The following is a 13,823-nucleotide window of genomic DNA, read 5'->3' on the forward strand; positions in this document are numbered from 1 at the left end:
TTTATTTTTGTTTATCTGGTGAATAAATCAATCCTTCTACCGCCCTTTCTCCGTCAGGAGTCACAAAGACAGTGGTAAACATCCATTTCACAAGACGCGTCTCAGCCATCTTAAACTTACCGATAGGTAACTTTAAGAAAACTTTGTTCCAACCTTTATTTAAATGCACCGCCAATGGAGATCTTCCTACGCAATTCTCATTTCCCAAAGGTACTTCATAACTTTTCACCTTATGCGTAGCAGTCCATACAGGAGGTAATATTTCGCAACCATTAATCCAGATGCGGCTTCCCTTATAATCCCATTTGCCAGGCAATGGCGCCAGATCCATTTCCGAACGACTGTAATTCTGGAATTCCGCCCACAGCCCCACCTCCTGATCCTTGGGCGAATACACCCAAGTATATGCATAAGCCGTGTGGTTTTCCTTAGGATCAGCATAAAAAGCAGGAACCATATCCCCCCAGACATGACGCAAATAAATACCTGCCCCCATTGCCTGACGTACACCATACGTATTCCCGTTATAATGATAGATATCCTTTAATTCCTGTTCAGGCGGGAACACCTTATCCATATCGCCCCCATTAGGAAAAGCATCCGTAATATTCCATTTTACATTAGTCTGTTTTACATAGGCGAAAGGATATCCTTTAAACGTATGCTCCTTATGCCACAACATACGCTTTTCAAAATCAGCGAATTCTTTAAATGCTTCCGTGTCTTCGGAGGGAAGTATCGTACCCAGTCCGTCAAAATATTCCGTACCTCCCCCTCTCCAGGCACGCTCGGCAATAGCAAGCATATTGGGGTACAAGCCATTTTCAATAACCAGATTCCACTCATTGTCAATCAAACGATCGTGCCACAAAGCCAATATAGTTCCCGCAACGTCCTCACTGCCTTCTGCCTGATCATAAATACGGCTGTTATACAAAGCTACAATATCACCGAAAACATCAAAATGATTCAGATAATGAAATTTGGAATCGATAGCAGGAATACCCGGTTGCGCCTTTCCACGGTAACTCCACAAATGTGTCATGTCTATTTCCCCCGGTTTATAGTGCCAGCCCGGATTCCAGGATATTACTTTTTTCCCTTTTGAGCGTACATACGCCACCATTTCGGGTACAAAATGCGGATTGGTAAACTCCACCTCATCTGTACCTATATGTAAATAAGGCACATCAAATGTCTCACACACCTCATCCAGTAACAGTTTCAATATTTTCATCCCTTCCGGACTTTGCATATCATGGCGGAAAGCACGCACAAAGGCAGCACTATGCCCTGGCATATCTATCTCAGGAATCAACAACACCTGATGTTTCTTACAAAAATCCACCAAATCGCGTGCCTCTTCCAGCGTATAATATTTACCCGGCATACGGATAGTATTCACACTATCATTCAGCATAGGAAAAATTTTACTTTCCAATCTCCATGCCTGGTTTTCCGTAAGATGCCAATGAAATACATTAATCTTAAACCGGGATAAAATCTCTATCTCTCTTTTCAATTCTTCCATTGAAATATAACTGCGTCCCACATCCTGCATAAATCCGCGTATCCTGAATGCCGGCCAGTCTACAATCTCACATCCGGCAACAGAGCTTCTTTTCCCTTTTTTCTGCTCCAATTGCCGAAGTGTCTGCATAGCCCAATACACACCCTGTTCTGTTACAGCCTCTATCTTTATTCGCTTGTTTGAAACAGAAAGACGATAGGCTTCATCCCGGTTTAACCTAGCTTCATCAATAGACGGAACCAGTTCCACTTCAATCACCGATGATGAGTGTTCAACAATCTCACCACCCGCATTCATGATAAAAACTTCCCACTCCGGCCTCAATACCGGAGTAGAAAGTTTCACCTTTCCCATAGTAAAGTTCTTCCCCGTATCCTTACACAACTGAGGTTTAGGAAGTAATGAGATACTGGTTTGTGCTATGGTTATAGCACAAACCAGTATCATACCAATAAAACTAGAAAACCAGCGTTTCATTATTTATTTGGTCTTTACAATATCTTTCAATTTTATCGCTTGGAAAGTCATGTGGGCCACACTGCTTTCATATAAAATCCCTACTGTTTCCTTGTCAATCATAGTTAAGCAGCTATATCCCCAACCCCAACCGGCATCCAACAACAATTGATTCTCGGGCAACCAAGTCACCCCGCCATCCAGACTTGCTTTGATTGTAATGCTATGACGGTTCTTGGTATCATTCGGATTAGAGAACAAAAGAATGTCTTTACCTAATACATTCTCTTTAGCTTTAACACTAATCAAACTGGCCATACAAACCGGTTCCTGTAAGGCTGTACGTGAAGATTCATGTTCTTTCCACGTTTTACCTAAATCTGTAGTTGTAGAAACGGCACGACTGCCGCCACGATTATCACGCATATTCAGCATCAGCACTCCCGGTTCCACTTCCACTACCTGAGATTCAGTAGTATTAGTGCGTGCCAATGTGCTGATATTCCATGTCTTTCCATGATCCTTACTGTATATAACACCGGCATTAGGAATACGATCACTGCCAATATACTGGCTGGCAAAAACCAATGTTCCATCTTCCATAGAGATACCTCTACCGGGACCTTGCAGCAAGAAATACCATGACGGATCTTTCACCTGTTCTGTTATATTCATAGGCTCCGACCAGGTTTTACCATCATCATCACTTTTCACCATCATTAATTGCGCTGTATGATTACGGTCCATACCTGTTTGTGAATTCCACCACGCACGACCATTCCCCATACCATGTGTCCAGGCAGCAACAATCCAGATAGTTCCTGTCTTTTTATCAACTAAAATGGCAGGATCACCTACTCCATTCTGTGCTTTAGGCAGACCATCATATTCACCAAATGCCATCGGAATGCGCATTTTCTCCCAAGTCTGCCCTCCGTCCGTACTTCTGCTCAGACCTATTTCCACATACTCCTGTAAATCCGCACTATTATTATAGCGTACATCATATACCCCCAACAAGGTTCCTTTATTTGAAGTGACCAACCCGGGAATACGATAAGCAGCAGCCCCGTCATCACCGGCATGGCGCACGCCTACCCCCATATAATGGGTATCCGCCTTACGAACTATCTTCAAAGGAGCAATCTGTCCGTCAATCTTAGCTTCCACCACTTTTGCCGACACTTTAGACAAGATAGAAGCAATAGGCTTCATTTGCAGGCTAATCCAAAAATAATTCACTCCCGGAAACAATTTTTGGTCAGCTTTCAATATAACCTCGCGCTTCGGGGCCTTTACTTCCGACTTCAAAACGGAATAAGAAGTATTGGCAGCCAATGTTTTTCCCGGAGTATTATTAGATATATAATCTACCGGAGCAAAATAAGTCTTTCCTCTCCTCTCCACGCTTTCAGTTCCACCATAATAAAGTTTCACAGATTCAATTTCATTTAAATTCACGTCTTTGCCGAAGTCCAACTTCACTTCATTCAGCATCTGACTTTGAGCAGCCTCTATACGTAAATGAAACAACTCATTATCCTGCCTTTCAATCAACACAGGAATCCGGGTTTCGCGGACAGCAACCGTATCTGCCGCCGCACTTAACTTGAAGGGTGCTAATATAAAAACAACAATTAGCAGTAATAAGCTAGGGTTTCTCATAATATTTATAATTTTACGGGTGTAAAAATAAAAGTTTTTATTGAAATTAGAAAATAAAAAGACGGTTTCTTTATTAATTTCATAAAGAATACCGTCTTTTTATGCAATTAAGGATACTTATCAGACAAAAATTTAATAACCAACCGTCTGTTTCAACAATGGATTATTAGTAAGAGCTCCTTGGTTGATAGGCCAAAGCAGACGGGCAGACTCCGCCGGAGTATAGTCAAGTACGTACGAATCGCCAAAACGCCGCAAGTCATACCATCGTTTTCCTTCCAGCATAAATTCAAACAAACGTTCCTGCAGAACAGCATCCGCCGGATACTTATCAATTTCCTGATTGGGGAATCCCACTGTTGAAGCATCATACGCATCACCAAACGCACGCTGACGCACCCGGTTTATCTCTGTAGCCGGATCCTCACCCAAAAGCACTTTCGCCTCAGCCAGCATCAATAGCAAATCCGAATATCTATAAATAGGATAATCATCACATCTCACCCGTGTACTTCCATTCATAACTCCCCAATACTTATGCGGATACAGCCCCACCAATTCCAACTCGCCATTTTCCACCTTATTATATACATCTTTCAATGTAACGTCACGACGAGTGTCTCCCGGCAGAAATTTCTTGAAGTTTTCCAATTTCACCATCAGGCGCATGATACCGAAATTATTCTCGACAGACGTATTTATCAAAGTACCATCCGCATTATAGAATTTCCCTAAATAATCCGCCTGCGGAAACAAATCATTATTTCCATTCCACAGGTTATATTCAAACAACTCATTATGAATGGTAAAGATAATCTCTTTATTACCTTTATTATCATAAGCAAACACTCCCTGGTAAGTATCCATCAAGTCCAGATTGCTACGGCTGATATTATTCTGTATGTCAACCAACGCATTCTTTGCTGTCCGGGCATCTCCTTCTCCCCCGTCACGATGGGCACTCCACAAATATACATCCGCTTTCAGCATCAATGTGGCAGCCTTTGACCACAGCGATTTTTTTTCCTTTATGGTATAATCAGGCCCAAAATAACTTAATGAAGATTCTATATCTTTTTTTACCTGCTCAAAAATTTCGGCAGCCGGAGTCGCCGCCTTTGCCAATTTACCCACTTCAAAACCCAAGCTGGGCTCTTCCGTAAACACGGCATCTCCCCATGAACGGTATAACTGATACATATAGTAGGCACGCAATCCATATACCTGTCCTAAATAATAGTTCTTAGCACTTTCAGTCAGAACATCCGTATGGAGGGTCCTGCTGATAAACAAATTCATCTGGTTAATATTCTGATACAAATCACCAAATCCGCTGATTCCGGGATTCTCCGCATTCAATGTATTATAAGGAAAACGTTCCATCCCCTGGGTGGCTTCTCCACCAAAAGGAGTTCCCCCAAAGACATCACTTCTTGCCTCACCCAATAAAAACATATTCCACGAATGGCTTCTGAAGCGACTATGCAGTCCAAAAACAAATGAATCAAACTGTTCCGGAGTTTTCCAGTAATTCAAGTCAGTGATATCGCTCACCGGGTCCATATCCAACGAAGTACATCCACCGGCCAACATAGCCGATGCGGCAAAAGCCAACATTACCTTTTTTATGTTCATACTTTCTCTTTTTTACATATTAAAATGACAATTGTAAACCAAACAAAACGGTTCTTGGTGTAGGATAACGTCCATTGTCTATACCACCACGACCATTTGCCTGAATATCCATAACCGGTTCCGGAGAAGTTCCATCATATCCGGTAATATAGAATAAATTCTGTCCCGTAACATACACGGACGCATCGGTCAAGAACACCTTATTTATAAGATTCTTCGGGAATTTATAACTCAAGGTTACCTCACGCAGACACAAATAATCCCCCTTTTCATAGAAAGTAGAGTTATTATTGTTCAGATTCGTTGTACCATTATTGGAACGGGTAATGTTCTTTTTCGCATTCTGGTCAGCCCAATAAAATTTAGGAATACTAGTTTCCGTATTGTTTTCAGACCACGAATTTCTGACATCCGTAATCAAATTGAACGACCCGTTATACTGCCCCAAGATTCTTGCTTTCAAATCATTGTAAATGGTATGACCTACCGCATAGTCAAAACGACCATACAAAGACCAGTTTTTATAATTCAGCGTGGTAGAGAAACCACCTGTCCATTTCGGATAGATATTACCCACCACCTGACGGTCGTATGAGTTTATAATGTTATCACCATTTTTGTCATCCCACAATACATCTCCAGGCTCAATAGGCTTCCATCCCGGCTTTCCTGCATATTCGGCAGCTTTATTCGGCCCATACAGGTTGGCAACTTCATCCACAAAATCACCGGCATGGTTTCTCACATCATCCCAGTCACGCAAGATACGCACTTGTTTATAAGCAATGATATCACCCAAGCTTTTTCCTTCCTGAATACCGCCTACCCAAACCAATGAGTTGGATTTTGGATCCCATATCTGCTCACCCCCCTGACGGTTGTTCACATTCCCATTAAAAGGCAGCTTCTTCACCATATTCTTCACAAACGAAGTATTAGCGGTGACATCCCATGACCAGTCCTTCTTTGTCAGCAGATTCACCTTGGCTTCCAGTTCGAAACCACGGTTACTGATAGTACCTAGATTCGTTTTGAACGAAGGGAATCCCGTATATTCCGGCAAATTCACATCAGTCAGCAAATCGGAAGTCGTACGGTTATAATAGTCCATAATCATGTGAACCCGATTATTGAAAAAGCCCAGATCAAGACCCAGTTCAAACGTATGACTCTTTTCCCAACGCAATTTACTATTAACCACTCCGGTATTCAAATAACCCAGATTACCATTATAAGCACCCACCGAACCGTATTTACCATATACATCAAAGTTACCAATACCATTTACATTCCCGTTCAACCCATAGCTGATACGCGGTTTAATCAAGGATACTACTTCCGCAAACTTTGAATCTTTAAAGAAAGCTTCCTCATGCACATTCCAACCGGCGGATATACCCGGAAAGAATCCCCAACGATTGTCAGATAGTTTAGAGATACCGTCATAACGGGCTACCACCGACACCATATAACGATAATTATAATCATAATTAACACGGGCAAAACCGGAAAGAATACGATAACCGGTCTTGATGGAAGTAGTATAAGTACGATTAGTACCCGCATTCAAAGTAGGTATATCATCTGTAGGAGCACCGGAGACACGCGCCTCCAAGTTCTGATACTGATAATCAAAATACTCGCCACCTAGCATAGCATTGATATTATGTCCGCTAAAACCTTTTTTATATTCCAAAGTCAATGCATGTTGTTGTTGAAATACTTTTGTATTTGTTTGCGAAGCATTACGATTGGTGTTAGGAGCCTGACCTATCTGCTGATACTTCTTTTCGAACAATTCAAACTGATAATCGGTATAATACATAGAGCTGTTTCCGTTCAGAAACAATTGCTGCGGAATAATTTCTAAAGCAAAACCAATATTAAACGAAGTCTTACGGTTCGTCGTAGAACGAGTCAGCTTATCTTTCCAATAATAAGGATTACCATCCTGATTACTCCATCCGGCAGCAGGACTTCCATCCTCATTCCACGGGTTCCAAGTGGGAAACATACTCATAGTACGATAGAACAACTCATACTCTCCCGTTTCTCCATTCCAAGGGCTTTTCAGATCGTAAGTCCATAAATCGGGCATCTTAGACCATGAAAAACTACCACCGGCATTCACTGTCAAAACGGGCAACAACTTGTATGAACCGTTGATAGTCCCGTTCACACGCTGATAATTGGTGGAAATAATCTGACCATCTTCTGAATAGTATCCCAAAGATGAAGAAAATGTTCCTTTGTCATTACCTCCCGACAGATTCAAATAATGATCTTGGGTAAACGCGGCATTACGGAAAGTCAGGTCATGCAGTTCACCGGCATGATTTCTAAAAATCAAAGTTTTATCAGGATCTGTAGGGTCCGCCATAAATTGCCATCCTTCATTCAATAAATGCTTGTTGGCCTCTGTCATGAAAGCCAGATCCACTCCGGAGTTAACTCCAAAACCTTTCTGGTTCTCCATACTTGTACCGCCATTGGTACGCTGCCATCCCAAACGTTGATAATACAAATAGTCACCGGCATCCAGATATTTATATCCTTCACGCGCAAAGTTCACACCGCCTTTGAACTTGTAAGTAATCTGTGTTCTGCCTTCCACCCCTTTCTTGGTTGTCACCAGAATCACACCATTATTGGCACGGGCACCATAAATAGCTGTGGAAGCCGCATCTTTCAACACCTGTATGGATTCAATATCCGAAGGATTGATATCATCCATAGAACGCACAAGGCCATCCACCACGACCAACGGACCTTCCAGATTCTTGTTTATGGAAGCACCACCACGCAATACGATATTGGGCGAACTACCCGGTTTACCCGAAGTATTTGTCACACGCAGCCCACTGACAGTCCCCTGCAAGGATTGAGCCGCATTACTCATAGCCGCATTCTGCAACACTTTATCGTCCAACTTCGAAATAGAGTTCGTCATCAACGAACGTTTCTGACTCATTCCATAACCAGTCACCACGACCTCATCCAGCATTTCTGCATCTTCTTTTAAAACAACCTTGTAGATGTTTGGCACTCCCACAACAATTTGTTGTGTTTTGTAGCCTATATAACTTACATCCAGTTTCGCCCCCACAGGTACTTGGATAGTGAAGTTACCGTCTACATCAGTTATTGTACCATTTGTTGTCCCCACCTCCAGGACACTCGCTCCGATAACAGGTTCACCAGTGGCATCTACCACTACCCCCGTTATCGTTTTTGTTTGCGCCATCATGTTTATTGCAAAACAGAGGCATACGATAAAAAAGAGAGCTTTCTTCATGAATCTCAGATTTGGTTGATAAATTAATGTTTAAATAAAAAAGTTTAATTAAGCGTTAGTTTTAAAACACCTCAAAAAGAAAATAATTTTAAAATCAACAGCGAATATATGCACGCATATTTAGTATATACAAGGAATAAAAGGAACTATATCCTTTATTAGTGTTTGTTTTTTAGAATAAACTAAATATTAAGGCATATTTTAAAAAGTTACATAAGGGAATAACTCAAAAAAGAAAAAAAAGTTCATACGGAGAAGATATAACAAGAAAAACCTCCTTGCAATTCTTTGCAAAGAGGTTACTGAATTGTACACCCGATGAGAATCGAACTCATATCGTCGGAACCGGAATCCGGTATTCTATCCATTGAACTACGGGTGCGTCTGAAACTTGGACGTGCAAAAGTACAAAATATATTGTCTTTCTCCTAATAATTTGAGATATTTATCTATCAAAATAATATTTTGCACATTAATTTAAGAACAAAACAATCAATTTGATTATATTTTTACCCAAATATATAACAATATCACAAATAATTTCTATATTTGCAAGCAATTAAAACAATTAGATCTATTTTACAATGAGTTACCTAATTAAACCAGCTAACTATAAAGCCTTGCTTGATTTAAAACAAACAGAGTTAGGCATTAAGCAAATAAAAGAGTTCTTTCAACAGAACTTGTCGTCAGAATTACGTCTGCGCCGTGTCACCGCCCCGCTATTTGTATTGAAGGGAATGGGTATCAATGATGACTTGAGCGGAACCGAACGGCCGGTATCTTTCCCTATTAAAGACTTGGGAGACGCACAGGCCGAAGTTGTCCATTCATTGGCAAAATGGAAAAGGCTGACTTTGGCCGATTACAATATAGAACCGGGTTATGGCATCTATACCGACATGAACGCCATCCGGGCTGATGAGGAATTAGGTAATCTCCACTCACTATATGTAGACCAGTGGGACTGGGAGCGTGTAATTACCAAAGAACAACGCACAGTTGATTTCCTGAAACAAATAGTAACCCGTATTTATGCAGCCATGCGCCGCACAGAATATATGGTATGCGAAATGTATCCGCAGATCAAACCCTTCCTGCCACATGACATTCATTTCATCCACTCAGAAGAGCTTTGCCAAATGTATCCCGACAAAACTCCGAAAGAACGCGAACATGCTATTGCGCAAAAATATGGTGCTGTATTTATTATAGGTATAGGATGTAAACTGAGTGACGGTAAAGAACATGATCTGCGTGCACCTGACTATGATGACTACACCACAATTAATCCGGAAACCGGACTCCCCGGTCTGAATGGTGACTTGTTGGTTTGGGATAAAATATTAGACCGTTCTGTTGAGCTTTCCTCTATGGGTATCCGTGTAGACAAAGAAGCGTTACTCCGCCAACTGACACTCAGCGGACAGGAAAAGCGTAAAGAATTGTACTTCCACAAACGCTTGTTGGATGAAACTCTGCCTTTATGTATCGGCGGTGGTATAGGACAATCACGACTCTGTATGCTTTATTTACAGAAAGCCCATATAGGTGAAATCCAAGCCAGTATATGGCCCGAAGATATGAGAAAAGAATGCGCTCAATTGGGTATGCAACTTATTTGATTATAATCTATCAGCAATCGAAGAAGAGGGTGATACAAAAGTCATCCTCTTTTTATTTGTCATTTTTACAAATAACCCCTATCTTTAACGCACATTTTTAATAAAAAGAAAGCCTATGAACGTACAAATAGAAGAAAGCTGGAAACAACATCTGGCACCCGAATTTGAAAAAGATTACTTTATCAAACTCACAGAGTTTGTAAGAAGCGAATACCAGACTACCACTATTTACCCACCGGGTAGATTTATATTCAACGCCTTCAATCTGTGCCCGTTTAATAAAGTGAAAGTCGTCATTATCGGCCAAGACCCCTACCATGGTCCCGGCCAGGCGCACGGACTCTGCTTTTCCGTTAATGACGGAGTACCTTTTCCCCCTTCCCTACAAAATATTTTCAAAGAAATACAAAGCGATTTGGGTGCTCCCATCCCCACTTCAGGCAATCTGACCCGCTGGGCGAATCAAGGAGTATTATTACTCAATGCCACACTGACAGTCCGTGCCCATCAAGCAGGCTCTCATCAACGACGGGGCTGGGAGGAATTTACAGATGCCGCCATCCGTATACTGGCAGAACAACGTGAAAATATTGTATTCATCTTATGGGGATCTTATGCACAGAAAAAAGGAGCCTTCATAGACCGCAACAAACACCTGGTACTGGCTTCCGCACATCCGTCACCCCTGTCAGCCTATAATGGTTTCTTTGGCAACAAGCACTTCAGCCGCACCAACGAATACTTGCAAGCACACGGGCAAACACCGATTGAGTGGTAGACATAAATTAAAGACCAGAATAAAAAAATGAGAAATGGTTGCCGATAACAACATGCAACCATTTCTTATTTTTTATTCTCAGTTTCTCCTAGTACCAATTCACTGCACTACCCGTATTGCTTCGCTGGTCCCATTTCAAAGCATCGGTCAGCATACTGGAGTTAGCACGAATACTGAAGTTATAGGAAGTAAAGGGACCAAATACCAAGCCACAACTCATATTGAAACAGTGCAGGTCACGGCTGATATTGACCGTTGTCATTGACATCTCTTTCGTATTAAAGTCATATCCTGAAGAATAATTCACATTCCAGCGGCTACCCAATTTCACATTACCGGAAACATTCAATGAATGGGTTATTGAATAAGGATAACGCATCGTCTTAATATTAATCTGCTTACTTCTGTCCTCACGAATACTATAACTATAACTCAAACTCAATGACCATGGCATCTTGAAAGCCATATAGCCATCCGGATCTATAGCCGCCTTCTCTGTCTTTCTCAAGCCGGAATTATCTTCTTCCTCCTTGTTTTCATTGTCATCATCACTGTACTCATCCAGATTTTCATTCTTCTTGTCTTTATCCCCTTTACTGTCCTTTTCATCTTTCGGGCCAAACCATTTTTTCCACGAATCATTATTCAATGTATACGAGAAAGAACCGCTATACCCCTGAAAACGACCGAAACGTCCGTATGACCATTCTGTACGATTACCTTCCACTACCTTACCATCTTTATCAAACTCATAAGCATAAGTAGCAAACAGGGCGTTCATATTAAAAGTATAGCTCTTGGTCAGTTTCAAACGCAGATTCATACTCAAGTTTCCCCACGGCTTCTCTTTAGCTGCTGCATTATAAGAAATGCTGGCCCCCAACTGGTCAATCAAGCTGATTTTCTTCACTCCGGTAGTATCCGCATCGGATTTCACTTTCATTTCCACATTATTGTCTATAGAGAAAGTAAAATTCTCGGATTTACCACTGGGTGAGAAGGAGTAAGGCAAACCTTCATATGGATTATAAGTCTGAGTACGTACCTCTCCATCCGTATCAGTATAAGTATACGTTCCCACATATCCATACCTAGACGTACTGAAATCCGGCGCATAACTCATGCTAACCGAAGGAGTAAAGACGTGACGGATCATTTCAATCTTGTCACCAAACAATTTCTTCCACGGTTTGTAGAAACCATACATCTTGGTATTCACCTGCAAACTCAAATCATAGTTATACACACGGTTGAAACCGTTGATTGTATCTCTCCGCACATTATTAGGTGCCGACGGATCATAACTCTGCTCTACCTTGCGCATATACCAACGCTCGGTATAGTTAAAAGAAGGCACGATATTGATATATTTGAATAAAGTAAATGTAGCACTGATAGGAATTTTGTGCTGCATACCATTGGTCCATTTATTCAATCCTTGCTTCAGAATCAGATTATCCTTGGTATTAATAGAGTTCGTCACCTGACCGGTATACTGAAGTGAGATTTTTTCGTACCAACGTTCATCACCTACCGCCTTCTTACGCTTGAACGGATAAATACGGTTCAATGAAATATTCAAGTCCGGCAACGTCACGCTGATAGAAGAGTCCCGTGTATTCTGAGAAATATTGAATGTACTGGACAAATTCAATCCTATCTCGGGAAAGTTACGCGAATAACTCACACTAGACGTCTTGGTATTATTTGAATATTGCTGCGGATTATACAAACTACTCAGGTTACGCTGGTCATAACTACTGGTTGCAAAGTTCACATTAGCCGAAAAAGAACTGTTGGGACTGGCCTTGGCATCCTGTCTGTGGCTCCATGCAATTCTGAAGTCTTTTGTAACCATATAGTCCGGCATATTCTTCTCACCTGTCTTCGTTACCAAATAACTGGCATTGAAATTACCACTATATCTGTACCTTTTATTATAATTGGACTGCGTGGAAAGTCCCCATGAGCCCTTTGTAAAAATCTCACCCAGCACTTTCAAATCCATACGATCACTGATAGCAAAATAATATCCACCATCACGTAAATAGAAACCACGATTCATTTCATCACCGTATGTAGGCATAATGAATCCTGACGAATAACTGCTATTGAACGGGAAAAAACCAAAAGGAATAGCAAGAGGCAACGGCACATCCTCTACCACCAACTGGGCAGGACCAAATACTACATTCTTCTTGGGACGTACTTTCGCCATAGAAAGCTTCAGATAAAAGTGAGGATGTTCGTGATTATCACACGTAGTGTATCGTCCGTGACGCAGATAAAGCTCATCATTGGAACCTTTCTTTGATTCTTCACTGGTTACATACCCTTCACCTTGCTGAGTTACAATATTATTGATGAAACCTTTCTTCGACTTGAAGTTATAACGCATGATTTTTGACTCGTACGGAGTCTCGCCATCTTTAAAGATAGGAGTACCTTTTTCCACGCCAACCGAATCGGGAACACCACGGGCATACACCGTACTGCTATCCATGTTCATTGTAATCACAGCAGAGGTCAATTCAATTTTCTCATAGTTCACCTTACCGTCACCATACAGATGGGCATATCCGCCCTCAGTGAATACGATAGAGTCATTTGCTTCATAAATAACAGGCGCATCCAACGGCTGCTTCTTTTTAGGTGCAACCGTATCAATAGACAACGTATCTACCAAAGTACTATCTACTTTCAGGGAATCATTGCCGGATGCAGAATTCCGCTTTCTGCGTTGAGCACCCGTACTTAAAGAAAGCAACAGGCATGCAAATAGTAGTAGGAATGTTATAAATCTATGTCGTTTTAGTGGCGTCATTCACAAATCATTTA

7 protein-coding genes and 1 tRNA gene are annotated in these 13,823 nt (G+C 41.4%); 2 read left to right on the forward strand and 6 right to left on the reverse strand.

Translation table 11 applies throughout. The annotated features are described in order from the left end of the window. Nucleotide 1: 1 nt before the first annotated feature. From GKD17_RS15840 to GKD17_RS15860, 5 genes are all read right to left on the reverse strand, one after another. The gene (locus GKD17_RS15840) at nucleotides 2–2,008 is read right to left on the reverse strand and encodes a family 20 glycosylhydrolase (RefSeq protein ID WP_007832016.1); all 2,007 of its coding nucleotides are present in this window, start codon (nucleotides 2,006–2,008) and stop codon (nucleotides 2–4) included. A 3-nt stretch (nucleotides 2,009–2,011) separates the two neighbouring features. Then, a complete protein-coding gene (locus GKD17_RS15845) occupies nucleotides 2,012–3,652 on the reverse strand; it encodes a sialidase family protein (RefSeq protein ID WP_007832015.1) in 1,641 nt (546 codons plus the stop codon). 132 nt (nucleotides 3,653–3,784) lie between these two features. Next, nucleotides 3,785–5,287: a SusD family outer membrane lipoprotein NanU gene (gene nanU, locus GKD17_RS15850; protein WP_007832014.1), complete on the reverse strand. Its 1,503-nt coding sequence runs from the start codon at nucleotides 5,285–5,287 to the stop codon at nucleotides 3,785–3,787. A 19-nt stretch (nucleotides 5,288–5,306) separates the two neighbouring features. Beyond that, nucleotides 5,307–8,582, reverse strand: a complete 3,276-nt coding sequence (locus GKD17_RS15855; protein ID WP_007832013.1) for a SusC/RagA family TonB-linked outer membrane protein — start codon at nucleotides 8,580–8,582, stop codon at nucleotides 5,307–5,309. 310 nt (nucleotides 8,583–8,892) lie between these two features. Beyond that, nucleotides 8,893–8,964 (reverse strand) — tRNA-Arg (locus GKD17_RS15860). Between the two features lie 202 nt (nucleotides 8,965–9,166). Between GKD17_RS15860 and asnA the strand changes: the two genes are divergently transcribed. Beyond that, a complete protein-coding gene (gene asnA, locus GKD17_RS15865) occupies nucleotides 9,167–10,207 on the forward strand; it encodes an aspartate--ammonia ligase (protein WP_007832012.1) in 1,041 nt (346 codons plus the stop codon). 115 nt (nucleotides 10,208–10,322) lie between these two features. Continuing rightward, complete coding sequence (locus tag GKD17_RS15870; RefSeq protein ID WP_007832010.1) at nucleotides 10,323–10,985, forward strand: uracil-DNA glycosylase; 663 nt, start codon at nucleotides 10,323–10,325, stop codon at nucleotides 10,983–10,985. An 88-nt stretch (nucleotides 10,986–11,073) separates the two neighbouring features. Here the strand turns inward: GKD17_RS15870 and GKD17_RS15875 are convergent, their stop codons facing one another. After that, nucleotides 11,074–13,809: a putative LPS assembly protein LptD gene (locus GKD17_RS15875; RefSeq protein ID WP_007832009.1), complete on the reverse strand. Its 2,736-nt coding sequence runs from the start codon at nucleotides 13,807–13,809 to the stop codon at nucleotides 11,074–11,076. Between the last annotated feature and the right edge of the window lie 14 nt (nucleotides 13,810–13,823).

The organism is Phocaeicola dorei (genome assembly GCF_013009555.1).
In the GTDB taxonomy this organism is placed as follows: domain Bacteria; phylum Bacteroidota; class Bacteroidia; order Bacteroidales; family Bacteroidaceae; genus Phocaeicola; species Phocaeicola dorei.

Coding starts and splice junctions, on each gene's coding strand:
- GKD17_RS15845 (WP_007832015.1), bottom strand. CDS start 3,652: ATGAGAAACCCTAGCTTATTACTGCTAATTGTTGTTTTTATATTAGCA.
- GKD17_RS15855 (WP_007832013.1), bottom strand. CDS start 8,582: ATGAAGAAAGCTCTCTTTTTTATCGTATGCCTCTGTTTTGCAATAAAC.
- GKD17_RS15840 (WP_007832016.1), bottom strand. CDS start 2,008: ATGAAACGCTGGTTTTCTAGTTTTATTGGTATGATACTGGTTTGTGCT.
- asnA (WP_007832012.1), top strand. CDS start 9,167: ATGAGTTACCTAATTAAACCAGCTAACTATAAAGCCTTGCTTGATTTA.
- GKD17_RS15870 (WP_007832010.1), top strand. CDS start 10,323: ATGAACGTACAAATAGAAGAAAGCTGGAAACAACATCTGGCACCCGAA.
- GKD17_RS15875 (WP_007832009.1), bottom strand. CDS start 13,809: ATGACGCCACTAAAACGACATAGATTTATAACATTCCTACTACTATTT.
- nanU (WP_007832014.1), bottom strand. CDS start 5,287: ATGAACATAAAAAAGGTAATGTTGGCTTTTGCCGCATCGGCTATGTTG.